Genomic DNA, 24,256 nt, shown 5'->3' on the forward strand with positions numbered 1-24,256 from the left:
GGGGGCGGCGGGGCAGAAAGCTAACGGTTCAGGCGCGCGCCCGCGCGGAACTACGCGTCGTCCCCGGCTGGTTCAGCGTCGTCGGCCGACTCGCCACGATCGCTGAGCGCCGCGGAGTTGACGACCTCGCGCTCGGCCGCCTCGCGGGTCGCGACCCGGGCCTCGCCGCTGGTGTCGTCGAACACCAGGTGGCGGTGCGGGTAGGCGATCTCCACGTCGACGTCCTCGTCATCCAGACGCTCCCAGATCGCCGTCTGGACGCGCGAGCGGGCGGTCAGCAGCTTGTACGGCCGGTCGATCCAGTAGCGAAGCGTCAGCACGATCCCGTCGTCGTGGAACTCGTCGATGTAACAGGTGGGCCGGGCGGGGTAGCGCGCCGAGCCGATCCTGATGTCCGGCCCGCCCTCGATCACGCCCTCGGCCTTGCTCGCGGCGCTCTCGATCAGCGACCGGGCGGTCGCCACGTCGCTCTCGTAGGTGACCTCGACCGACAGCGAGAGCCGGGTGCGCTCGTCCTCCGCCGAGAGGTTCGTCACCTTCTCGCTCCGGATTACGTCGTTGGGGAGCACGAGGAACGTGTTGTCGAGCGTGAATATCTTCGTGTAGCGGATGGTGATGTCGTCGACGAACCCACGGGTGCCGTCGCCGAGTTCGACCATGTCGCCGATCTCGTACGGCTCGTCGGCCAGCAGGAACAGTCCGTTGACAACCGACCCCACCAGCGGCGCCAGCACGATCCCGATCACGGCCGAGAACACCGTCACCGAGAGCACGATGTTCCCGAGTTCGAGGCCGACCAGCCCCGCGGCGATCAGCAGGAAGAAGAGGGTTATCGTCGCCCGAATCAGTCGCAGCACCTGCTGTGCGACGCTCTGACGCCGGAACCGCTTGGCGACCCGCCGGCCCATCAACCGTACCGCGTACCGCGAGACGGCGTAGCCGATAGCGGTGAACAGCACCAGTATCAGGAAACTCAGCGCGGGCGATCGTCCCCAGTTGGGGAAGTGCGGTGCCAGCCAGTCGACGAGGGAGCTGAGCATCCGAATCGGGTCCGGGATCTGGCCGATGCTCACGACCGGACATCCAGCCCCCACGGAAAAAGCGTTGCCGTCGGCCCGGGAGGCTAACCGACTGCGGCCCGCAGCAACCCCATGGAGAAACAGGCGCTCCGCCAACGGGTGTGGGACGAACTGGAGGACAGCGGCGAGGCGCGTTTCCCGTTCCCGCCCCACGGGCGGATCCCCAACTTCGCCGGCGCCGAGCGGGCGGCCGAACGCCTCGCGGCGACTGAGGCGTGGGCGGCCGCGGACGCGATCAAGTCCAACCCCGACTCGCCCCAGCGGCCGGTCCGCCGGCGGGCGCTGGAGGCGGGGAAGGTGGTGTACATGGCCGTGCCGCGACTCAGCGAGGAGGACTGCTTCCTGCGGCTCGACCCCGCCGAGATCGACGATATCGACCACGCGACGACGATCGGCGGCTCGTCGGAGCTCGGCGTGCAGGTCGGACCGGAGGCGATGGAACCGATCGACCTGATCGTCTCCGGCAGCGTCGCCGTGACCGAGGACGGCGCTCGCGTCGGGAAGGGTGAGGGATACAGCGACCTGGAGTTCGCGATCCTCCGGGCGTTCGAACTGGTCGACGACCACACGACCACGGCCACGACCGTCCACGAGATTCAGGTGGTGGAGGAGGACGTGCCGACGACCGCACACGACGTGCCGATGGATCAGCTCCACACGCCGGATCGGTCGATCTGGACGGACGCAGCGGCCGAGAAGCCGTCCGGAATCGACTGGGGAGCGCTGAGCGACGAGCGACTCGAGGAGATCCCGATCCTGGCGCGACTCGAACCCTGACTACGCCTCGATCGCTGCTGCGAACGCCGGCAGGGTGCGCTTGACCTGCGCGCCGTCCTCGACGAACACGATCGTCTGCGGCGGCTCGGCGGCTTTCGGTCGGACGCGCAGTCCCGCCTCCTCCGCTGCCTCGGCGACCGCCGCAGGCGCGGCGCGGAACTCCACGCGGGCGCGGTCGGGCTGGACGTAGACGCTCGCGATCGTCTCGTCGGTTTCGGTGTTCAGAACGCGGTACGCGAGCGTGCCATCGGTCGTCGGCTCCACGTCGGGGTCGGCGTCGGTGACCGCGAGCGCGCCGTGGCTGGCGCCGCTCTCCAGTTCGGAGGCGAGCAGTTGGGCGATCCGGTGGCCGTCCCGCAGGCGATCGGCGCTCATTCCTCAAGCACCGAGTTCCGGGCCGCACCCGCGGTCTCGCCCACGTCGACACTCTCGCGGCGGGCGTAGACGATCGCGGCGGCCTCGATGGTCAGCCCCAGTTCGCGCTGGAGTTCGTTGATCCCCGCGACGGCGGCCTGTTTCTCGACACCGGCGTCGGTGACGCGGTCGAGCACCCGTTCGAACGCGCTCTGTTCTCGCAGCACGTCGGCATCGGGCGAGAACTCCTCGGGCACGTCGACGCTGTCGGGGTCGAACGTCGCGACCAGGTCGCCGTCGTCGCGTTCGAGCAGCCCCCGGCCGAGCGCCACGTCGACCACGCGCTTGGCCTGATCCGGGGAGAACCAGTCCCGATCGAGCGAGAGCGCGACGACGAACTCGCCGTCGCCCAGTCGGTCCCGTCCTTCCTGCCGGTACGGGACGGCGACGGTGGCCTCCAGACTCATTGTCGTGTCGAGGGGGTCGGCGGGCGGTAAGGGTTGTGGATCGGCGGGGTTCTGGTTTGCTTGGGTCTTGGATGGTTGGTCCTGCTTCCCCCGACAGCGAACAGCAACAGCAGCTCGATCGTTGACAACTGAGACAGCACCCGCCACAGCAACAGCAGCTCGTTCGTAGACTACTTGCGACCGCAGTGCGCCGGGCATGGTGCCCGGCGCAGCACCGATTCCCCACCCCTCCCCCGCGGGCCGGCGACCGTTGCCGGCCCGCGGCGTCCACCGCTACCGCACCGCGGTCGCGGTGGCGCGAAGCGCACGCGGCCTCGTGCCGCGTGTCAGCGCGAGGTCCTCGTGAACGAAGTGAACGAGGGCACGAGAGAGCTTGCTCTCTCGGAGGACGAACGAGCGAACGACGTGAGCGAGTGAGTCGGCTGGGGAGGCCTGTGGGCTGTGCGGGGCGGTGCGGTCACAAGTGGCCCTGCTCGCTCCGCGGTGTTGTTCACTGCTGTAGCGGCGGTGCCGTTCGCGGCCGTAGTACTGTCGGCCCTCCACCAGTCGACGACCACACAACACCGATCACGAACCGCGACCGACTCACCACACGCCGCACCGACGATCAGCACTGGGACGAGAGTCGAACAGGGGCGAGAGATGCTCGCTCCTCCGTCGCTGCGTCTCTCTCGCCGGCTCGACTCCGTCCCACGTGCCTCGCTCCGCTCGACAGTGGGACGAGAGTCGAACGCTTCAAGTATTCGCTGGCCGTTCTCCGCAGTATGCAAGACCAGGGACCCTCCCGACGCAAGCGTACCGGGGGTCGGCTCGTCCGATCTCGAAAGAAGAAGCGCCACCAGCTCGGCAACGAGCCAACCGAGACCACCGTGGGCGAGCCGCGGTTCCGCACCATCGACGCCCGCGGCGACACCGAGAAGGTCCGCGCGCTCTCGACGAACGTCGCGCAGGTCGCCGACGGCGAGGAGACCGTCGAGGCCGAGATCGAGGACGTGAGCGAGAACCCCGCGAACGTCAACTACGTCCGACGGAACATCATCACCAAGGGCGCGGTCATCGAGACCAGCGCCGGCGCCGCTCGCGTCACCTCGCGTCCCGGGCAGTCCGGGCAGGTGAACGCAGTCGCCGTCGAGGAGTAACACCAGTCACGGCTCGTGACCGGCCGGCGGCGTCGGCCGCCGGCTCGGAGCGTGTTGCCGTGACTGTGTAGAACCAATCACGGCTCGTGACCGGCCGAGGCCTTTGTGCCTCGGCGACGGAGCGTGTTGCCGTCGAACGACGTGAACGTCGGAGCCGCGGCTACGTCACCCGAGACGGCTCCTCGGCGGGATCAGTCGCTCGACGCCTCCGTAACCGTTTCCTGTTCGTCCTCGACGGTCTCGCGCAGGTCGTTCTCCAGCTCCTCGCGGCCGCGCTGGAACTCGCCGATCGCCTGCCCGCTCGAGCGAGCGAGCTTCGGGAGCTTGTTCGCCCCGAACAGTAGGACGAGAATACCCAGAATGATGATCAACTCCGGTCCGCCAGGGATCACGCCGATCAGTGGAACCATACTGACGTCTGGCGTGCCGAGGTATTAAGCAGGCACTCGCTGCCGGCTGCTGTCCGCGGTGAGGAGGGTGTTACTCGTCGATCCGCTCGTACTCGGTGTCCCGCTCTTTCGCCCGCCGGTCCAGCCGGGACGGGCGGTAGCGCAGGTAGGGGCCGAGCGTGGCGAGGCCGAACGCGAGCGTCACGACGCCCGCGAGCTGGTAGCCGCCCAGCAGCGCGAACGGCGCGACCCCGAACCACGAGAGGAGCGCGACGACGAGCGCCGAGCAGGCGGCGGTGGCCGCCAATCGGAGCGCGCCCCCCTGCTCTACCGGGGGCCAGAGGTACGGCCGGAACTCCCGACCCGATTCGGTGAGTCGGACCGTCCCCCGGTTGGCGTCGTACTCGACGATGTCGTGTTTCGCCAGCTTCGGAAGGTGTGTCTGCCGAAGTGCGGTGTAGGCGCGCTTGCGCTCCTTCGAGCTGATCGTCGTCGGCGTCTGGTCGGTCTCCCACGCCGCGAGCTGGCGGGCGAGGTCGGCAACCGTCGACTCGCCCCCCGACTCGTACAGCGCGTGTAACACGTTCCGACGGCGGCGGCTGCTCAGCAGGGAGTACGCGACGTCCCGTTGGAACGACTGGTCCCGTTCGGTATGGGTATCCTTCGTCCCCGGTACACTGGCATTATCCGGTTGCAGCAGTTGGTCTTTCATCAGTTATCTCAACCCTTCGGACGCCGGTCGTTCACCGGCATCGACAGGAATACGGTTGCTGTTTGAGGGGATAAATCATTCGGCGAACTCCCAAAATTCGGACGATATGAGGTCTCTATCGCGATAATCGCAGTACGGTCCGCTTGCGGCGGTGGCGGTAGGGTGTTCGTACCTGGCGGGGTGCGGTCCCTGTTCAATACCCTCCTCCCCGTACGGGCGACACATGGCCGAGACATCACGTACTGAGCGATCGGTCGCCACCCGAGCCGACGATCACAGCTGGAAGGGTCGGATCGACACGGCAGTATCACGGCTCCGCAACCCCGCCTACACGGGCGCCAACCGCTGTTTCCCCTGTACCGGCGTGAACCTCGGACTGACCGCCGTGGCCGCGCTGGCGGTGGGAACGATCTCGCCGCCGGCGGGGGCGTTGGTCGGCGTCGGCGGCCTGCTGGCCGTCTGGCTCCGGGGGTACGTCGTCCCCGGTACGCCCGAACTCACCAAGCGCTACCTCCCCGATCGAGTGCTCGCGTGGTTCGACAAAGCCCCGGACGGCGACGCACTCGGGGGGATCGACCCCGAGGCGTACCTCCGCGCGGCCGGCGCGATCACCGACGGCCCGGACGGCGACATCGTGGTGACGCCCGCGACCCGGGCGGCGCTGATCGACGGCGTCGCCGCGCTCGACAGCGACGACCGCCTCGCGCGCGCGCTCGCCGACACGCTCTCGCTCGACCCCGCGGACGTGACAGTTCGCCCGGAAGGGGTCGGGTACGCCGCCCGCGTCGGGGGCCAGCCCGGCGGCCGCTGGGAGTCACGGCTGGCGCTGGCGACCGACCTCGCGGTCCACGACCTGTTCGCCGACCGCGTCGGCGGCTGGCTGGCGCTCCCCGCCGACACGCGGGCGAGCCTGCTCGGCGCGTTCCGACTCTCGCTCGACAGCTGCCCCGGCTGTGACGGCCACGTGACGCTGGGCAGCGACACCGCGGAGTCCTGCTGTCGCGCCTACGACGTGCTCGTCGCCAGCTGTGAGAGCTGCGGGAGCCGGCTGTTCGAGGTCGACGCCGCGCTGGCCGGCGGGGACGTGGCTGCCTGAACGGGTCGAACGCTACTTTTCACGAAAAGGTGTGCTCGGGGAGTGTCGCCGACGGGTCACGCGCTCGTCGGCTGCCACTCCTCCTCCACGGTGTTCCCGCGGGGCGACCGGGAGCCACGCGGGTAGAGCGTCCACGCGTGGTACGCCGAGGTGACGGCGTACGCTGCCAGCGAGACGATCGCCGGGAGAAGGGGGTCGACTGCGCCGAACAGGGGGATCCCCGCGAGTGCGGCGACGACGCTACAGAGCCCGAGCACGCCGATCGCGCGGTACTGCTCGCTCCAGCGCAGGCCGAACGGGCCGGTGTCGCGGATGCGGCGGACGACGCGTTTGGCCGCCGGCGTCGCGTGGAACCCCGTGTCGCCGTCGGCGACGAGCCCGTAGCGTTCGAGCGTGGGGAGGTGGGTCTGCCGGAGCGACGTGTAGACGCTCTCCCGGACCGCCCGCGGTGCGGGGTCGACGCCCGACTCGACGGCCGCGACGGCATCGGCGACGGTCGCCAGCGACGTCGGCGCCGCCGCGTCCCAGAGGAACTCGATCGCCAGCCGGCGACGCTGACAGCTCAGTACGCGGTAGAACTCCGAATCGGTGAGTGTGTTTGTCATGGGTCGCTCCCGCGGTTCGTCGGCGACGAGGCCGCTCGCCCCGCGTTCGGGCCTGCCTACGCGCGGGGGTCACTAAGTCACGGTCCGCCACCTCCGGCGACACGGAGCCCCACTCCCGACAGCATGGACCGTCACGTCACGCGGTATGGGGGTTGCTACTCGGCGGGACCGTGACGCTGCCGACCCCCTGTGGCGCGGAACGGTGAGCGTGCCGCAGGCCGGCGGCGGCGGCAACGCGTGGTACGAACTCCCTGCGCGGGGCTCCTGAACGGTATGGTGAGCCTCTCGAGCCGCCCGGAACGGGCCAAAAGCCGTGTTTTCGGGGCGAACGAGCGGTTCGCGGACGGCGTGGCGGCCCATGAGTAAGTCCCCTCCCGACACGGTGGAGTACGTCGACGGGGCGTGAGCCCCCGGAAGAACGACGACTCGCCCCGGAACCGGGGCGGGGGCATCGGCAGACGAACGCCAACCACACACACACCAATGGACGACAACCCGAAACTGTACAACACGACTCGACGCCAGATCCTCGCCGGCATGGGTGCCGTCGGCCTCGCCTCCGCGGGCGCCGGCCTCGGTACCACGGCGTACTTCAGCGACACCGAGTCGTTCGAAGGCAACAACCTTCAGGCCGGCACGCTCGACCTGAAGCTCGACTACAAGTCCACCTACGTGGGTGGCGCCGGCCGCCTCGACCACATCCGCGAGCACTACGAGGACGCGGAGTACCTCGGCGAGGGGCGCTACCTGCTCGACCAGGCGCCGACGCCCGACGAGGAGGAGGCGTGGGAGGATCACGTCACCGGCGAGGAGGTCGACTTCTGTTCGCCCGAGGCCGACGAGTACCTCGTCAACGGCGACGATATGCCGATCTTCACGCTCGACGACGTGAAGCCCGGCGACTCCGGCGAAGTGACCGTCAGCCTCCACATCTGTGACAACCCCGCGTACGTGCGCATGCTGGGCGAGCTGGTGTCGGAGTCCGAGAACGGCCAGACCGAGCCCGAACTCGACGCGGAGGGCGAGGACACCGACGACGTCTCCGAGCTCGCCGACGCCATCGACGTGCGCGTCTGGTACGACGAGGACTGTGACAACGTGTACGAGCCCACCGGCACGGGCCAGCAGCAGGAACTGGAGGTCGCGCTCGTCAGCGACACCTCCGGCTCGATGAGCCAGGAGATCGGCGACCTCAAATCCGCCGCGAACAACTTCGTCGACAACCTCTCCTCGCCGGACGAGGCCGCGGCGATCTCGTTCTCGGACGGCGCCAGCCTCGACCAGGCGCTGACGACGAACTACCAGGCTGTCAAGGACGCCATCAACCTGTACAACGCCAACGGGGGGACCGACATGGAAGACGGTATCGCCGTCGCCGAGAACGAGCTCCTCAACGGCAGTGCCGCGACCACCGGCGCGTCGAAGGTGATGATCCTGCTCTCGGACGGCGAGCCGACCGACGAGGACGACGCCGAGGACGCCGCCGACAGCGCGAAGGACGCGGGCATCCGCCTGTTCACCATCGCGCTCGGCAACGGCGCCGACGAGGCGTTCCTCGAGAGCATCGCCTCCTCGCCCGGCGACGCGTTCGTCGCGCCCGACCCGTCCGACCTGGACACGGTGTACGCGGAGATCGCCCAGATCGTGCTCGAGGGCGAGCAGCTGATCGCCGAGGGCAGCCTGCGCGAGGTGCTCGCGGAGCTGGAGGAGATGCCCGTCCTCGACGGCGACCGCGCCGAGGAAGGCATCCAGTGTTACCCCGGCAACACCACCCAGTGTGTCGGCTTCGAGTGGGAGCTCCCCTGGGAGACCGGCAACGAGGTCCAGAGCGACAGCGTCACCTTCAACTTCGGCTTCGAGGCCGAGCAGTGCCGCCACAACGACGAGCCGTTCGTGACGGAGACCGAGACGGAGACCGACACCCAGACGGCCGCCTGATCCGACCGGCCGCGGCTCCCCCGCGGCCGTTCCGACTGGCTGTCTGACTCATCCCCCGACGGAGCCACACGGTGTGGCCAGCCGCCGTGGCGGTGCGACGCCGCCACCGGGGTCTGTCCCGTGGCGAACGCGGGACCGAACCGCACGACGATCACGCGACACCAACCACGATGACCAAGAAACCATACAAGACGACCCGCCGGCAAGTGCTCGCCGGCATGGGTGCCGTCGGCCTCGCCTCCGCGGGCGCGGGCCTCGGCACGACAGCGTACTTCAGCGACACCGAGTCGTTCGAAGGCAACAGCCTCCAGGCCGGCACGCTCGACCTGAAGCTCGACTACAAGGCGAGCTACGACGGGCCGAACGGCCCCGAACTGATCGGGCAGGCCCCGACCGAGCAGCAGCTGATCGACCAGTACGGCGAGGCCATGGAGGGCCCCATGACCTGGGAGGAGCGCGCGGACGTCGGGTTCGCCTGCGACACCGAGGGGCTGATCGACGGCGAGGCGATGCCCGTGTTCGATCTCGACGACGTGAAACCCGGCGACTACGGCGAGGTCACGATGAGCTTCCACGTCTGTGACAACCCCGCCCACGTGTTCTTCCGCGGCAGCGTCGGCGAGGACGTGGAGAACGGGCTGACCGAGCCCGAAGCCGAGGTCGACGAGACGCCGGACGTCGGCGAGCTCTCCGAGGCCGTCGACGTGCGGATGTGGTACGACGAGAACTGCTCGAACACGTACGACGAGCGCACCGGGCTCGCGGACGTGCTCGTGGTGCAGGACATCTCCGGCTCGATGGAGTACGCCGGCAACGGCGGCGAGATCGACGACGGGCAGGGCGGTACGACCACCAAGCTCGCGGTCGCGAAAGACGCCGTCGGGGCGTTCGGCGACACCGCGTTCGACGACCCCGCGGACGTGAACGTCGGCCTGTTCACGTTCGGCAACGAGGAGTACATCGGCGACGACACCCCGGCCGGCGACGACGTTGGGGTCGAACTCGCGCCGACGGACGACGAGTCGACGTTCGACACCGCAGTGTCGAACGTGCAGGCCGCCGCCGAGGGCGTCGGCGGCACGGCGCTCGGGCTCGCGGTGCAGGAGGCCAACGACTTCCTTCAGGCGAACCTCCGCACCAACGCCCAGCCCGTGCTGATCGTCCTGACCGACGGCGAGCAGTTCGACTCCAGCGTCGACGAGCTCACCGCGGCGAACCAGGCCAAATCCGAGGGCACCCGGATCGTGATGATCGACATCAACGACGCCGGCGACGGCGAGCCCCAGCTCCTGCGGGACATGGCCGGCAGTTCACCCACCAACGCGGGCGACGGCGACGGTACCGACTACTACCAGAGCGCCGGCAGCCAGTTCGCGACCGCCGCGACCGACATCTTCGACTCCATCCTCCAGACCATCGTGGTCGCGGAGGCCGTGCTGTTCGAGGGGACGCTGGCGGAGTTCGACGACGCGTTCGAGGACGGCCTCGCGCTCGACCCGGCGCCGCTGCTGGGCCAGGCGACGACGAACGAGATCTGTTTCCACCCCGGGACCCACTGTGTGGCGTTCGAGTGGTGGATCGATCCCGAGGTCGGCAACGAGATCCAGGGCGACGCGGTCAGCTTCGACTTCGACTTCGCGGCGGTGCAGTGCCGCCACAACGCGGAGCCGACCAACCCCTTCGCTTCGGCCTGATCTCCCCTTTCTTCTCCGATCGTTCCGGCCCGAGAGCGTCGCCGGAGCCGGTTCGGCACCGCAGGGTGATCGTACCCCTGGGGGACGGGATGCCTACTGGACGGCGTCGCCCCCCGTACTTCCCGGGTGGCTGCCCGTACTAACGCCCCCTCGGCGCCAGAGGTGGATCAACGCGCCCGCGACGGCGGACGCGACACACACCATGACGAATCTCACACGACGGAGCGTTCTGACGGCGCTCGGGGGCGTCGGCCTCGGCACGGTCGCCGGGTCGCGGCTCGTCGCCGGCGAACGCCCGCCGTTCTCGCGGTACACGCTCGCTCAGTCCACCGAGGGGACCGGCTCCCTCCGGGTGGCCTGGTACGAGCGCTACAACGGTGACCCGGTCGAGGGGAGCGGCGGCGTCGACGCCGGCGCCGCCGACACGCTCGACCCCGAGACGCCGCCGGCGTACGTCGACGAGACCGCCGGCGCGGTCGTCTCGCTGGACGACGTCCTGCCGGGCGACGACGGCACGCTGGTCGTCGGGCTCCAGGCCATCGAGGCGGATCTGAACGTCTGGGTCCGCCCGCGGATCACCCTCGACGCCGAGAACGGACAGAACGAACCCGAACTGCTCGCGGAGGGCGCCGACACGGACGACGACGGCGAACTCGACGAACTGACGAACGTGGCGTACTGGCTGGACAACGGCGTCGTCTTCGGCAGCTGCGACGGCCAGCGCGGCCTGTTCGAGCCCCAGCTCGTCACCGCCGCGGGCACCGCAGCCGCCGGCACGTTCCGGGACGTGACCGACGAGTTCGGCGACGGCGTTCGCCTGCCGTTCGACGGCGGCGACGGCTGTCCCGACGCGCTCCCGGCCGGCGGGAACCGCTGTGTCGGCTTCCAGTGGGCGCTCCCGGAGTCGACGGGGAACGAGATCCAGAGCGACGTGCTGTCGTTCGATCTGGAGTTCGCCGCCACCGCGTGTGGCGACGACGCCAACCCGTTCCAGGAGGTGGAGCAGTGACGCCCGTGACCCGCCGCCAGCTGCTCGCGGGCATCACCGCCGCCGGGGCGGCCGGCACGCTCTCGGGCGTCGGCACCGCGGCGCTGCTCGCCGACCGGGAGACGCTGGCCGCGGGCGTCGAGAGCGGCCGCGTCGAGCTCCGCGTCGACGCCGGCGAGGGGCCGACCGACGCCGTCGGCGGCCCGGTCGAACTCCCGTTCCCGGCGCTCGACGCCGGGGACGCGGGCTCGATCGATCTGGCGTTCACCGTCCCCGACGAGGCGGGCGTCAACCCCGCGTACCTCTGGCTCCGCGTCGGCTGTGGCGCCGCGAGCGGACTGGGCGACCAGCTCGCTGTCACGCTCTCGCGAGCGGACGGGGCGGCCGAGACGCTGTACGACGGCGATCTCGAGGGGCTGATCGACGCGCTGGCTGCGGGGGTCCCGCTCGATCCCAGCGGCGCCGCGGTCGCGGCGGGCGAGCAGGCCTGTCTCGACCCCGGGACGACGGTCGCGCTCGAACTCGCCTACGAACTCTCGCCGGCGTACGTCGGCTCGGAGTCGACCAGCCTCCTGATCGAGGGGGCCGCGATCCAGTGTCGCCGCGTCGATCCGACCTGGCGCCCGACCGCGTTCGGCGTGCCACTCGGCGCCGACGACTGCGCTGTCGAGACGGCGTGTGCGTGCCCCACGCTGATCGGGAAGTACGAGGTCCGGAACGACACGCTCGTGGCCGGCGTCTACGCGTTCGACGAGGGGACCGACGAATACCGACTCTCGGTCTCCGACGTGGAGACGAAAGACGACGGCGAGCCGATCGCCGCCCGGTTCCGGGTCGTGCTCGCCGACGATCCCACGGTAGCGGTGCCGCTCGATCGCGTGCTGATCAAGGCCGCCACCGAGGTGTTCGTCTTCGAGGACGACGCCGCACTCGGCGTGATCGGTGGCGATCGACACGCCATCAGCAACGTCACGGTCGGCGTCTGTCTCCCGGCCGTCGACGGCGACTGTCCGTCCGATCTCGTGTCCGAACCGGGCGACAACCCCGGGAAAGGGCCCGGAGATAATCCCGGGAAAGGGCCAGGTGACAACCCCGGGAAAGGGCCAGGTGACGATCCCGGCAAAGGACCGGGCGACGATCCCGGCAACGGGAAGGGGAAGGGAGGTTCGAAATGAGCCGCATCGACGGGATCTCACCCCGACACGTCGCCGGGCTGGTCGTGCTGCTGCTCGTGCTCGCACCGTTCGTGGCGTACACCGTGCCGGCGGCGGTCGGCGCCGACGAGAGCTACATCGTGCTCACCGGGAGCATGCGCCCGGCGATCGACCCCGGGGCCGTGGTGTTCGTCAGCGCCACCCCCGCGGCGGGGATCAGCGTCGGCGACGTGATCACGTACGACCGCGGCGGTGACGTGCCGACGACCCACCGCGTGATCGAGGTCGTCGAACGCGACGGCGACGTGCAGTTCCGCACGCAGGGCGACGCCAACGAGGACCCCGACGCCGCGCTGGTCCAGCCCGAGCAGGTGATCGGCGTGGTGGCGTTCTCGGTGCCGTACGTCGGCAGCGTGATGCTGGCCGCGAACAGCCAGCTCGGTTTCGCCGCGCTGGTGGTCGTTCCGTTCGTGCTGCTGCTGCTCGACGTGGGGTACGGCGCGGTCGCTCGGCGACGGAACCCCCCGGCCGCCGACGACGCCGACGTGCCGGTCGTCTACGATCCGGCACGCGCCGCGGCGGCGTACTACGACGCCGCCGAGGAACGGCTCCGCGAGGCGGAGGCGCTCGCCGGCACCGGCGGCGTGTCGAGCCGGGATATGACGGCGTCGATGCTGCTCGCGGCGGCGCTGGCGGTTTACGCCGGCTGGAACGCCTACTGGCAGTTCGACGCCCTCGGCGCCCCGCGTGCGGAGACCATGTCGGTGCTCTCGGGCGCGCTGGTCTGTCTGGCGTTCCTCGGCTACCTCCGGGTCACTGCCGAGGACGGCGCGACCGACCAGCCGGGCGTCGATCACTCGACCGTCGCTCCCCCGCCCGTCGCGCCGGAGCGCGGGATCGGTCCTACGCCCGCAGCGCAGCCGGGGGACGGCACGGCACCGCCTCGGCAGCAACACGCCACAGCCCACCGATCGAACGGGCACGCGGCTGCAGACCCCCGCGGGGGGCCGTTCGCCGCCGTCGACCCCGCGTCACACGCGGGGGAGGAGGTGACCGATGCGGAGTAGCCGCGCCCTCGCAGTCGTCGCGACGGCGTTCGTCGTCGCCGCGGCGGCGACCGGCGGCGCGACGGTCGCGCTGCTGTCGGACTCGGAGACGGCGGTCGCCCCGCTGATCGCCAGCGGGGAGCCACCCGCCGAGGACCGGAGCGTCACGGGGATCGCCGCGGCCGACGGGAACGAAACGTCGACACCGAACGGCAACGACACCGCGACGCCGGGTAACGACACGTCAACCTCCGGCAACGGCACAGCCGCATCCGGCAACGACACCGCGCCGTCTGGCAACGACACGGCCACCCCCGGGAACGGCACCGCGACGCCCGGCAACGACACGTCCACACCTGGCAACGATACGACCACATCGGGGAACGACACCGCGACGCCAGGGAACGACACGGCCACCCCTGGGAACGACACCGCGACGCCGGCCGACGGCAACGAAACCGGGACACCGCCGGCGGAGAGCGATCCGTCCCCACCCGAGAACGAGACGGCGACAAGTGGGAACGAGACGACGACGGGCGGGAACGAGACGGGGACCGGCAACGACACCACGACGCCGGCGAACGACACAGCGACCGACGGCGGACCGACCGCCGAGAGCGCGACGCTGGCCGCCGACCACACAGCCACCGACGACGGGGAGGCGAGCGATCCCGCCGAGGCGAACCGGCGCGATCGGCTGACCTGACCCCGGATACGATCGCCCTACCGGCTGTCGATCCGGGCAGAACTCCGTGTTCTCTCGACCGAGGCTCCGGTTCGTTTCTGGCGTGGCGGCGCGTACATAGGACGGATCCGCGCCAGGGTGTGGACGCAGATGAGCGAGAAACACCGTATCACGACAACGCGGCGCAACGTACTCCTCGGACTCGGCACCGTCGGTCTCGCCTCCGCGGGCGCGGGCCTGGGGACGACAGCGTACTTCAGCGACACCGAGTCGTTCCTCGGCAACAGCCTCGACGCCGGCGAGTTCGACCTCCGGGTGCGCTACGTCGGCCAGTACAACGAGGCCGGCGAGCCCATGTGGGGGCAGTCCTTCGGCATCATCGACGGCGTCGACTCCATAATGGGGGGAGCGCCCGCCAGCGAGTCGGCGTTCGGCTTCGTCGTCGACGACCTCAAGCCCGGTGACTCGGGCGTCGGGGAGTTCTGCTTCCAGATCATCGACAACCCGGGCTACGTCACCGTCTCGGGCGAGGTGACCGAGAACGACGAGAACGGGTACACCGAGCCCGAGCCGACGACTGCCGCCGACGGCGACGTCAACGATCCGGGCGACCCCGACGGCGAGGGGGAGCTGCTCGACGCGCTCCAGGTCGCCGTCTCCTACTCCGACGGGAGCTACAGCGACCTCAACACCGGCAGCCCCCCGACGTACCTGAGCGGCACCGCGAAGGGCGACGTGTTCGAGGGGTCGCTCCGGGAGTTTTTCGCGAGCGAGCACCTGTTCGACGCCGACCCTTCGACGGACGCGCCCGACCCCGTCCCGGGGACGGACGACGCGACCGAGTTCGCCGAGCCGTGCCTGCTGTTCGAGCTGGAGGTGCCCACGACGGCGGGGAACGAGCTCCAGACCGACCTGCTCGGGTTCTCGGTCGTGTTCAGCGCGATCCAGGCCCGCCACAACACGGTCGTCACCAGCGACGTCGGCTCGGGGTTCGTCGACGTCGCCCAGTCGGTCAACGTCAACAACGGCTACGGCGACGACGGCGAGGGGTTCGCCTCGAAGACGATCACCGGCCGCGCGCGCCACGGCGACAGCGCGGGCGCGGCGACCTACGAGCTCGCGACCGGGACGGCCAGCCCCACCGGCGACCAGCAGCAGATCGACTGGGCGCCGTCCATCGGGAACACGACCGACTTCGCGTTCACCTACGACGCCGACGCCGGGGACGCGACGCTCGCCATCGACGGCGCCGCCGCCTCGACGATCTCGGGCGTGAGCGCACCCGCGGGCCGGATCGGCCTGCAGGCGAAGGCCGACGAGGCGACCGTCGCCGTCGAGAACGTCCAACTCAGCGCCGACGGCACCCCCGTGACGGTCGTGGGGCCCGACGAGGTCACCGCGACCAACGACGGGGCGGGGCGGGAGATCCGCTACCTCGTGCTGGAGACCGACGCCGCCGACCTCGCGGACGGGTTCGAGATCACCGGCGACCTCCGTCTCGAGGTCCAGGGCGACTTCGACGGAGGGCACGAGGACTTCGGCTTCGACGTCGTCGTCGAGTGATTGCCGAACGCGGCCGACGCGTTCGCGGCGACGGTCGAGCGGCCGCCCGCGTGACGGTGATTCGCCGGCTGGGATCTGCCGACGGGCTGCCCGACGCCGGACGCCGTACTGCCCTCTCCGGTGCGGGACGGCCGTTCGAGACGCTCACAACCGGACAGCCTTCCGATTCAAGTGGGCGGACGCCGACATCAGGCTGATGACTGGTAGTTCGTCCCCCGACTCCCTCGCTATCGAGACGCACGGCCTCCGCAAGCAGTACGGCGACGTCGTCGCCGTCGACAGCCTCGACCTCGCGATCGAGGACGGCGTCGTCTACGGCTTCCTCGGCCCGAACGGCTCGGGGAAAACCACGACAATGCGGATGCTCACCACGCTGACTCGGCCGACCGCGGGCGAGGCGTTCGTCGCCGGCGCGCCGATCACGGACCGCGAGGCCGTGATCGACCACGTCGGCTACCTCCCCGAGAGCCCGCCGGTGTTCGACGAACTCAGCGCCCGCGAGAACCTCCACTACGTCGCAGCGCTCCACGACATCCCCAGGGAGACGGCGAGCGAGCGCATCGAGAGCTACCTCGACCGGTTCGACCTCGCGGAGGCGGCCGACCGGCGCGTCGAGGGGTACTCGAAAGGGATGCGTCAGAAACTCGGCCTCATCGGCGCGATCATCCACGAGCCACACGTGATCTTCCTCGACGAGCCGACGTCGGGGCTCGACCCGCGGGCCGCCCGGACCGTGAAGGATCTCGTCGCCGAGCTGGCCGACCGGGACGTGACCATCTTCCTCTCGACGCATATTCTCTCGGTCGTCGACGAGCTGGCAGACGAGGTCGGGGTGCTCCACGACGGCGACCTCGTGGCCGAGGGGACGCCCGCCGAACTGACGCGTCGTGCCGAGCGCGACGAGTCCACCACCCTCGAGAGTGCGTTCCTGGAACTCACCCAGGACCACGACGAGGAAGGGCGCGAGAGCGAGGAGGCGATGTCGCCGTGAGTGGGTCGGAGGCGACACCCAGCGCGGACGGCGGCGGCAGCTCGCGGCTGGCGAGCACGCTCCGTCACGGCTGGACCATCGGCGTCACCGACGCGCGGCGAACCCTCCGGGCGTCGGTCGAGTCGAAAGCCCAGATCGGAGCGTTCCTGCTCATCGTCGTGGTGTTCGGTGCCGCCGCGGGCTACGGCGGCTACCTGTTCGGGCGCGAACTCGGGCTGGGCGGCGATCTCCCCTTCGAGTGGTCGGTCCTGCGTCTCGCCCGCGGCGCGTTCGCAGTGCTCTGGCTGTTCCTCACCATCATCGTCACGGTCCGGACCGTGGGCGCCCGCGGGGAGCTGGTCAACGAGGTCGGCGTGCTCTCGGTCGTCCCCACCCGGGAGGCGGTCGCGGGGATGCTGCTCTCCGAGAGCGCGTTCGCCGGAAGCTACGTCCTCCCGCTGTTCGTTGCGGGGACGGCGGGCTACGCCGTCGCGACCGCGCCCACGGCGTTGCTGGTGACCGCACCGGTCGCGGCCGCCGTCGCCGTCGTCGCCGCGGTGAGCGTCGGCTACCCGGTCGGGCTGGCGGTCCGCCACGTCGTCACCCGCATCCCGTTCGTCGCGCGCCACAAGGGCGTCCTGATCGTGCTGGCGTTCGTGGCGTACATGGCGCTGATCATCAGCGGCGCGCTGGGGAACATCGTCGTGACCGTGTTCGAGCCGATGCAGCGCGCGCCCGTCGGGTGGTTCGCCGACCTCGCGCTGCTGGGCAGCCCGGAAGTGAGCGTCGACGCCGGGCGCGCGGTCGCCGCAGTCGGGCTTACGGGTGTCCTCGCGGTGGTCGGAGCGACGGTCGGGGCGCGCGTGGCCGACCGGCACTGGTTCGCCGACCCAGTCCTCGGCGGCGAGAGCGAGCAAGCGGGCGACGACGGGACCGAAGTGGACCGCCTCCGACGGGTCGAGGACGCCGCCGCCGGCGTCGTCGGGCGCCCGGCTGCTGCGGTCACCGTGCTCGCGTGGAAACGCGCGATCCGCGCGCCGCTGAAGCTGCTGTACGTCGCGTACCCGCTGCTGTTCGTCGTCGGCTTCCTCACCGAAATCGTCCAGACCGGCGAGGTGCCCGCGTTCGCGGCGGGGTTCGCGCTGGTGTTCGTCGCGTGGGCCAGCGCGGTCGTGTTCACGCTCAACCCCCTCGGGGATCAGGGGTCGGCGCTGCCCGCGACGGTGCTCTCTCGGATCGACGGCCGGTCGTTCGTCGGCGCCCACGTGCTCGCGGGGGCGCTGGTCACCGTGCCGCTGGGGACCGCCGTCACCACCGGCGTCGCGCTGCTGTCGCCGATGTCGAGCGACCTCGTGGCGGCCGTCGCCGCCGGGACGCCGCTGAGCATCCTCGTCGGCAGCGCCGCCGCGGTCGGCATCGGCATGGCGTTCCCGCGCTACGACGCGGTCAACGTCACGCGGTCGACGGAGGCGGTGGTGCCGAGCCTGCTCGCGTTCGCCGCCTTCAGCCTCTACCTCCTGCTGACCGTCGCCGCCGGTGCGATCGTGTACGAGCCGAGCTTCGAACCGGTGGTTGCGGCGCTGCTGACGTGGCTTCTGCCGATCGGGGGAACAGTCAGCGCGAACGCGGTCGGAACCGGCGCGATGGCGGCGCTGGTGCCGCTGGGAGCCGCGCCGTTTGTCTCGACGTGGTACGCGATCCGGCGGTTCGACCGCGTAACCGTAGCCTAAGGCGTCGGCGCCGCCTTCTGGAGCGCGGTCTCGGCGACGTTCCCGCCGTAGTCCGCCGACCGCGAGAGCGAGTCCACGATCAGCCCGAGCACCTGTGCGCGCGCCGGGTCGAGCTCCCGGAGCAGTTCGTCGATCCCGCGGGCGCTGGCGTCGATCTCCTGGACGCGCTCGCGGGCGCCGTTGGCCAGCTGGATCGCCTCGTCGTTCTCCTCGGCCACCAGCGCGGCCATCGCGTCCTCGATGACTTCGGCGGCGGCGTCCTGGAGCTCGCGGAGCGACTCGGTCACTTCCTCCGGCGGCGTGCCGTCCAACTCCAGCGAGAGGTGGGCGATCTTGGTCGCGTGGTCGGCGACGCGCTCGAGCTGGCGGGCGCTGGAGTGGTAGTCGAAACAGGTCTCGCGGGGGAGCCCCAGCTCCTCGGCCGCGCTCAGGCTGCGCAGCGTCGCCCGGAAGATCCGGGAGACGACCATGTACAGTCGGTCCACGTCGTCGTCGCGCTGGATCACGTCACGCGCGAGGTCGTCGTCGCCGGTCGCCAGCGCCTCGACGGCGTCCTCGAGCATCGACGAGGCGATCAGCCGCATCCGATCGACCGCGTTGTGGATCGACAGCTCCGAGGAGTCGAGCAGGTCGCGGACGACCACGCGGTCGCCGGTCTCCTCGAGCACCTCCAGCCCGACGAGGCCCTGAGCTGCCTGTCTGATCTCCCTGCGCTGGTCGGTCGTGATGCGGTCGGCCTCGAAGGCGATCACGTCGAACCCCGAGACGTACATCGTCATCACCGCCCGTCGGAGCTCCTCTCCCTCCAGCCCGGCGACGTCGAGGCTCCCCTCCGTGCGCCCCTCCTCGCTGACGGGCGTGAGGATCAACGAGTCGTCCTCCGGGTGGAACTCGACGCGGCTCCCCGCCTCGACGTCGTTCTCGGTCGCCCACTCCTTCGGGATCGACACGGTGAACGTCGAGCCGCCAGTCACCTGCACCTTCCGAGTCTCGGCCATTGTGTGTCGATAGTTGGTGGACACGTGATAAAGATTCCTACAAACTATATACTCGAACATCGCGGTGGTGTTCGAACGGACGTTTGGCTTGACACGAACCCGGACTACCGAGCACGATATAGCCACCCCGGAGGATCGAACGAGGAATTTCCGGACGGAGCCGGCGGGTCACGAACTTCCGACGACGCCCCGGTCGGCAACGGAGGGATGAGTACTGTTTCCAAACATTGGTCTATATAGATTTCATAGTAGTGTATTTACCTCCGAGACTGCACGCCTCCCATGATGACGGAACAGACCGACGGCGTCTCCCGACGAACGTTCCTCGCCGGCGCTGCCGCGACGGGTGCGGTCGCGGCCGCCGGCTGTACGAGCAACACGGGCACCGAGACCAGCAGCGGGCTCACGGGGGATATCGACATCTCCGGGAGTTCGACGGTGTTCCCGCTCGCGGTCGCGATGCGCGGGGCGTTCACCGGTGAGAGCGCGAGCCAGTACCCGAACGTCACTGCCGAGGAGCAGCATCCGAAGGTCGACATCTCGATCAACTCCACCGGGAGCGGTGGCGGGTTCACGAACTACTTCTGTACGGGCGACACCGACTTCAACAACGCCTCCCGCCCGATCACCGAGACCGAGCAGGAGCAGTGTTCGAGCAACGACGTCGAGCCGGTCGAACTCAAGGTCGCGACCGACGCGGTCACGGTCGTCGTCAACAACAACGCCGACTGGTTCGGCGAGGACGACTGCGTCACCGTCGACCAGCTGGCCGAGATCTGGTCGGCCGAGACCAAGCCCACCACGTGGAGCGACGTGAACAGCGAGTGGCCCGACGAGGAGATTCAGCTCTACGGCCCGACGACGGCCTCCGGCACGTTCGACTACTTCAAGGAGGAGATCGTCGGCGAGGACGTCAAACACCGCACGGACTACCAGTCGACCGAGAAGGACAACCAGATCATCAACGGCGTCGCCAACAGTCAGTACGCGATCGGCTACATGGGGTACGCCTACTACTCCGAGAACACCGACCGCGTGACCGCGCTGGCGATCGACAATGGGGACGGCTGCGTGAAGCCGACGCTCGAGACCGCAAGCAGCGGCGAGTACCAGCCCCTCTCCCGTCCGCTGTTCACCTACCCCGCGCGGTCGGCGCTGAGCGAGGACCACATCGCCGAGTTCGCACGGTTCTGGCTGGAGCACAGCACGAGCCGAACGATCGTCGCCGACAACGTGGGCTACGTGCCCAACACCGAGGAGGAGAAGCAGGCGAACCTCGACAAACTCGAGTCGGCGATCGAGGCCGCCTCGGAGTGATCCCGATGCGGAGCACGACGCCGTATCGGAGGACGGAGTGCTTTTCCGGGGAGACAGGTATGATCCGACAACCATGAGCGGGGACGAGGCGACCGAACTGACGCGACGAACCCAGAACTCCTCGCGGGAGCTGCTGGCGAAGTCCTTCTTCTTCGCGTGTGCGGCGCTGTCGGTGGTGACCACGCTGAGCATCATCGGCCTGCTGGTGTACGAGGCGTCGAAGTTCTTCGCCGCCACCGCCCCCCTACTGGGCGTTCAGGGCGAGACCGCCACGCTGACGGAGTTTTTCACCGGCGCGGAGTGGAGCCTGCAGGGGCCGGATCTCGGCGTGATGCCGTTGGTTTCCGCGACGCTGATGGTGACCTTCGGTGCGGGGCTGATCGCGATCCCGCTCGGGGTGGCGACGGCGCTCTATCTCAGCGAGTACGCGAGCGAGAGCGCGCGCTCCTACCTCAAGCCCGCGCTCGAAATCCTCGCGGGCATCCCTTCGATCATCTACGGGATCTTCGCGGTGGCCTACATCACCCCCGCGCTCGACGCGTTCGTGCAGATCGAGGGGCTGTTCAACATCGCTTCGGCCTGTGTGGTCGTCGGCATCATGATCCTCCCGATGGTCGCCTCGGTCTCCGAGGACGCGATGCAGGCAGTGCCCGACGATCTCCGACAGGCCGGCTACGGGATGGGCGCGACCAAGTACGAGGTCTCGACGGGGATCGTCGTCCCGGCAGCCATCTCGGGGATCTTCTCCTCCTTTATCCTCGCGCTCTCGCGCGCGATCGGCGAGACGATGGCGGTCACGCTCGCCACCGGGTCGCTCGCCCGGGAGTTCGATCCCACCGAACTCTCGTCGTACCTCGCGCTGCTCGACCCCGACTCCTACTTCGAACCGGGGATGACGATGACGGCGGCGATGGTCCAGCTGCTGACCGGCGACGTGACCGGCGGCGGTCTGGCCTACCGTAGCCTGTTCGCGGTGGGGCTGGTGCTGTTCGTGATCACGCTCGGGATGAACGTGTTGAGCGACCTGATCGCCAACCGCTACCAGGAGGAGTACCAATGAGCAGCGAAACCGTCGAGGCGTTCGGCCGCGTGAGTCGTCGCGTCGGCACCGTCTTCCGGTACGGCCTGCTCGCGTCGACGCTCGTGGGTATCCTGATGCTCGCCGTGTTGCTAGTGTACGTCCTCAACGACGCGATCCAGCCGCTGACGGCCGATCCGGGCTGGCATCTCACCTTCCTGCTCAGCTTCGTCCTCCCGACGGCCGGGGTGGGCTGGTGGTGCTACCGGCGGAGCTACGGCACGCTCACGACCGGGCTGCTCGGGGTCGTGATGCCGGCGGTCGCGGCGCTGTACGCCGGCGGGCTGGCCGCGCTGTTCATCGACGTGATCCCGACGTTGGTCTGGCTCTCCTTCGTCGTCGCGCTCGCGGTGCCCGCCGGCGTCGTCGTCGCGCTGGACCGGACCGACCGGAATATCCCGTTCCTCGTTGAGCTAGGGACGGTGCTCGCCGTGACGGCTGGGTCGCTGCTGGTGATCCCGGGACTCGTTCAGGAGTTCCCGACCGTGCCGGCCGACTGGATGGTGCTCGTACTGACCCTGGGGATCCCGGAGGCGCTCCTGCTCGGGCGCTGGTTCGGTGGCCGCTGGGGCCAGCGTGCGGGCCGGATCGCCGGCGCGGCGATCCTGCTCGGGAGTGCCGCCGGCGGTGTCGTCGGTATGGTGACGGGGCTCGGCGCCATCCCGGGCGTCGCGCTCGCACTGTTCGCCGTCGTGCCGACCGGGCTGTACGTCGCCATCGTCGTGAAGGAGCGTCCCGAACGCCGCGTCGGCCTGCTGCTGCCCGCGGTCGTCGTCGGCGGCGCACTGACGGGTGAACTGCTCGTCGGCGCGCTGGGGTTCGCCGGCCCCGAGTCGTGGGTCGACTGGGGGTTCCTGACCAGCACGATCCAGAGCGGCGCCAACCCGAGCGAGGTCGGGATCTACTCCGGGATCGTGGGGACGATCCTGCTGATGTTCGTCGTCGCCGCGATCGCGGTGCCGGCGGGCGTCGGCGCGGCAGTGTACCTGGAGGAGTACGCCCCCGACACCACCCTCACGCGGATCATCGACGTGAACATCAGCAACCTCGCCGGCGTGCCGAGCGTGGTGTACGGCCTGCTGGGGCTGGGGCTGTTCGTCCGCCACGGCGGCCAGCCGACCGGGACGCTGCTGGTCGGCGGCGCGACGCTCGCACTGCTGGTGTTCCCCATCGTGATCATCTCCTCGCGGGAGGCGATCCGGGCGGTGCCGGATTCGGCGCGGCAGGCCTCCTACGGGATGGGGGCGACGCGCTGGCAGACGGTCAAGAACGTCGTCCTGCCCCGGGCGTTCCCGGGGATCCTGACGGGGACGATCCTCGCGCTCTCGCGGGCGATCGGCGAGACAGCGCCGCTGCTGGTGATCGGCGCCGCGCAGGTGTTCGGGGTGCCCAACTCCTGGGACTCCGCTATCGGCGCGATGCCGCTCCAGCTGTACGTCTGGGCGTCGACGTACGCCAGCCCGGCGTTCTACACGACCGTCCTCGCGGCGGGTATCGTGGTGCTGCTGACCGCGATGCTGAGCATGAACTCGATCGCGATCTACGTACGCAACCACTATGAGCAACGCTGACCAGTCGACAGACATGAACGAGGGATCGAGCGGCGACGAGTACGCGGTGGGCGTCCCCGAGGGGCGGGGACGGGACCGGGACGCCGACGGCGAGGCGTCGACGATCATCGAGAGCCGCGACCTGAGCGTCTGGTACAACGACGATCAGGCACTGCGGTCAGTGAGCATGGAGATCCCGGAGAACCGGGTGACCGCGATGATCGGCCCGTCGGGCTGTGGGAAGTCCACCTACCTCCGGAGCATCAACCGGATGAACGACCTGATCGACGCCGCGCGCGTCGAGGGGGAGATGCTGTTCGACGGGAAGAACGTTTACGACGACGACGTGGACCCCGTGGCGCTGCGGCGGCGCATCGGGATGGTGTTCCAGCAGCCAAACCCCTTCCCCAAGAGCATCTACGACAACGTCGCCTACGGCCTGCGCCTGCAGGACCGGACCGAGAACCTCGACGAGAAAGTCGAGGACGCGCTCCGGCACGCCGCGCTGTGGGACGAGGTGAAAGACCAGCTCGACCAGTCCGGGCTCGATCTCTCGGGCGGGCAGCAGCAGCGACTCTGCATCGCCCGCGCGATCGCGGTCGACCCCCAGGTGGTGCTGATGGACGAGCCCGCGTCCGCACTCGACCCCGTCGCGACCTCGAAGATCGAGGACTTGCTCGACGAGATGGCCGAGGAGTACACGGTCGTGATCGTCACGCACAACATGCAGCAGGCCGCCCGCATCTCCGACAAGACCGCCGTGTTCCTGACCGGCGGCGAGCTCGTGGAGTTCGACGACACCGACAAGGTGTTCGAGAATCCCGAGAACGAGCGGGTGGAGGACTACATCACCGGGAAGTTCGGGTAGCTCCGACCCCGGCGCTCCGGATCCGACTCATTGGCTACGTTTCCCACGGGAACCGCCGT

Annotated in this window: 23 protein-coding genes; 16 read left to right on the forward strand and 7 right to left on the reverse strand. The window is 69.5% G+C overall.

The features are described from left to right. Positions 1-50 precede the first annotated feature (50 nt). Positions 51-1,040 carry a mechanosensitive ion channel family protein gene (locus B4589_RS05150; protein ID WP_079235174.1) on the reverse strand — a complete coding sequence of 330 codons (990 nt, stop codon included), beginning with the start codon at positions 1,038-1,040 and terminating at the stop codon, positions 51-53. A 111-nt stretch (positions 1,041-1,151) separates the two neighbouring features. Here B4589_RS05150 and B4589_RS05155 point away from each other — a divergent pair, with 111 nt between their 5' ends. After that, on the forward strand, positions 1,152-1,856 hold the full coding sequence (locus tag B4589_RS05155) for a 5-formyltetrahydrofolate cyclo-ligase (protein WP_079233265.1): 705 nt from the start codon (positions 1,152-1,154) through the stop codon (positions 1,854-1,856). Here the strand turns inward: B4589_RS05155 and B4589_RS05160 are convergent, their stop codons facing one another. Both B4589_RS05160 and B4589_RS05165 read right to left on the reverse strand, forming a co-directional pair. After that, complete coding sequence (locus tag B4589_RS05160; protein ID WP_079233266.1) at positions 1,857-2,231, reverse strand: hypothetical protein; 375 nt, start codon at positions 2,229-2,231, stop codon at positions 1,857-1,859. Beyond that, the gene (locus B4589_RS05165; RefSeq protein ID WP_079233267.1) at positions 2,228-2,677 is read right to left on the reverse strand and encodes a DUF2240 family protein; all 450 of its coding nucleotides are present in this window, start codon (positions 2,675-2,677) and stop codon (positions 2,228-2,230) included. The genes B4589_RS05160 and B4589_RS05165 overlap by 4 nt, the downstream gene beginning before the upstream one ends. 764 nt (positions 2,678-3,441) lie before the next feature. Between B4589_RS05165 and B4589_RS05170 the strand changes: the two genes are divergently transcribed. Beyond that, positions 3,442-3,816, forward strand: coding sequence for a 30S ribosomal protein S8e (locus B4589_RS05170; protein WP_079233268.1), 375 nt, complete (start codon positions 3,442-3,444; stop codon positions 3,814-3,816). A 191-nt stretch (positions 3,817-4,007) separates the two neighbouring features. On the opposite strand, the gene B4589_RS05175 is transcribed toward B4589_RS05170, so the two are convergent. Continuing rightward, positions 4,008-4,226 (reverse strand): twin-arginine translocase TatA/TatE family subunit, encoded by a 219-nt coding sequence (locus B4589_RS05175; RefSeq protein WP_079233269.1) that lies wholly within the window; start codon positions 4,224-4,226, stop codon positions 4,008-4,010. Positions 4,227-4,296: 70 nt separating this feature from the next. Next, a complete protein-coding gene (locus tag B4589_RS05180) occupies positions 4,297-4,917 on the reverse strand; it encodes a hypothetical protein (RefSeq protein ID WP_079233270.1) in 621 nt (206 codons plus the stop codon). A 223-nt stretch (positions 4,918-5,140) separates the two neighbouring features. On the opposite strand from B4589_RS05180, the gene B4589_RS05185 reads away from it, so the two are divergent. Beyond that, on the forward strand, positions 5,141-6,013 hold the full coding sequence (locus tag B4589_RS05185) for a hypothetical protein (protein ID WP_079233271.1): 873 nt from the start codon (positions 5,141-5,143) through the stop codon (positions 6,011-6,013). Between the two features lie 56 nt (positions 6,014-6,069). Here B4589_RS05185 and B4589_RS05190 read toward each other — a convergent pair whose 3' ends face one another. Further along, entirely contained in the window at positions 6,070-6,618 is a 549-nt protein-coding gene (locus B4589_RS05190) for a hypothetical protein (protein WP_079233272.1), read from the reverse strand. Positions 6,619-7,101: 483 nt separating this feature from the next. On the opposite strand from B4589_RS05190, the gene B4589_RS05195 reads away from it, so the two are divergent. The 9 genes from B4589_RS05195 to B4589_RS05235 all read left to right on the forward strand — a co-directional run bounded on the left by B4589_RS05195 (position 7,102) and on the right by B4589_RS05235 (position 18,386). Beyond that, positions 7,102-8,556: a VWA domain-containing protein gene (locus tag B4589_RS05195; protein WP_079233273.1), complete on the forward strand. Its 1,455-nt coding sequence runs from the start codon at positions 7,102-7,104 to the stop codon at positions 8,554-8,556. Between the two features lie 170 nt (positions 8,557-8,726). Continuing rightward, entirely contained in the window at positions 8,727-10,250 is a 1,524-nt protein-coding gene (locus tag B4589_RS05200) for a VWA domain-containing protein (protein WP_143414275.1), read from the forward strand. 202 nt (positions 10,251-10,452) lie between these two features. After that, on the forward strand, positions 10,453-11,259 hold the full coding sequence (locus B4589_RS05205; RefSeq protein ID WP_079233275.1) for a hypothetical protein: 807 nt from the start codon (positions 10,453-10,455) through the stop codon (positions 11,257-11,259). Positions 11,260-11,264: 5 nt separating this feature from the next. Next, the gene (locus B4589_RS05210; RefSeq protein ID WP_079233276.1) at positions 11,265-12,413 is read left to right on the forward strand and encodes a hypothetical protein; all 1,149 of its coding nucleotides are present in this window, start codon (positions 11,265-11,267) and stop codon (positions 12,411-12,413) included. Beyond that, entirely contained in the window at positions 12,410-13,459 is a 1,050-nt protein-coding gene (locus tag B4589_RS05215) for a signal peptidase I (protein WP_079233277.1), read from the forward strand. Before B4589_RS05210 ends, B4589_RS05215 begins: the two co-directional genes overlap by 4 nt. Then, positions 13,449-14,144, forward strand: coding sequence for a cell wall anchor protein (locus B4589_RS05220; protein WP_176330494.1), 696 nt, complete (start codon positions 13,449-13,451; stop codon positions 14,142-14,144). Before B4589_RS05215 ends, B4589_RS05220 begins: the two co-directional genes overlap by 11 nt. 129 nt (positions 14,145-14,273) lie before the next feature. Continuing rightward, complete coding sequence (locus B4589_RS05225) at positions 14,274-15,686, forward strand: SipW-dependent-type signal peptide-containing protein (protein ID WP_079233278.1); 1,413 nt, start codon at positions 14,274-14,276, stop codon at positions 15,684-15,686. 196 nt (positions 15,687-15,882) lie between these two features. Next, complete coding sequence (locus B4589_RS05230) at positions 15,883-16,677, forward strand: ABC transporter ATP-binding protein (RefSeq protein ID WP_079233279.1); 795 nt, start codon at positions 15,883-15,885, stop codon at positions 16,675-16,677. After that, positions 16,674-18,386: a hypothetical protein gene (locus tag B4589_RS05235; protein WP_079233280.1), complete on the forward strand. Its 1,713-nt coding sequence runs from the start codon at positions 16,674-16,676 to the stop codon at positions 18,384-18,386. Before B4589_RS05230 ends, B4589_RS05235 begins: the two co-directional genes overlap by 4 nt. On the opposite strand, the gene B4589_RS05240 is transcribed toward B4589_RS05235, so the two are convergent. After that, the gene (locus tag B4589_RS05240; RefSeq protein ID WP_079233281.1) at positions 18,383-19,384 is read right to left on the reverse strand and encodes a phosphate uptake regulator PhoU; all 1,002 of its coding nucleotides are present in this window, start codon (positions 19,382-19,384) and stop codon (positions 18,383-18,385) included. The two genes, B4589_RS05235 and B4589_RS05240, sit on opposite strands and share 4 nt — an antisense overlap. Before the next feature lie 285 nt (positions 19,385-19,669). Between B4589_RS05240 and B4589_RS05245 the strand changes: the two genes are divergently transcribed. The 4 genes from B4589_RS05245 (at position 19,670) to pstB (ending at position 24,197) form a co-directional block, all read left to right on the forward strand. After that, positions 19,670-20,701 carry a PstS family phosphate ABC transporter substrate-binding protein gene (locus B4589_RS05245; RefSeq protein ID WP_079235175.1) on the forward strand — a complete coding sequence of 344 codons (1,032 nt, stop codon included), beginning with the start codon at positions 19,670-19,672 and terminating at the stop codon, positions 20,699-20,701. A 73-nt stretch (positions 20,702-20,774) separates the two neighbouring features. Next, complete coding sequence (pstC, locus tag B4589_RS05250; protein ID WP_079233282.1) at positions 20,775-21,761, forward strand: phosphate ABC transporter permease subunit PstC; 987 nt, start codon at positions 20,775-20,777, stop codon at positions 21,759-21,761. Beyond that, positions 21,758-23,350, forward strand: a complete 1,593-nt coding sequence (pstA, locus tag B4589_RS05255; RefSeq protein WP_079233283.1) for a phosphate ABC transporter permease PstA — start codon at positions 21,758-21,760, stop codon at positions 23,348-23,350. The genes pstC and pstA overlap by 4 nt, the downstream gene beginning before the upstream one ends. 13 nt (positions 23,351-23,363) lie before the next feature. After that, entirely contained in the window at positions 23,364-24,197 is an 834-nt protein-coding gene (pstB, locus tag B4589_RS05260; RefSeq protein WP_217920483.1) for a phosphate ABC transporter ATP-binding protein PstB, read from the forward strand. The last annotated feature ends 59 nt before the right edge of the window (positions 24,198-24,256 follow it).

Origin of the sequence: Halolamina sp. CBA1230, assembly GCF_002025255.2 — an archaeon.
GTDB lineage: Archaea > Halobacteriota > Halobacteria > Halobacteriales > Haloferacaceae > Halolamina.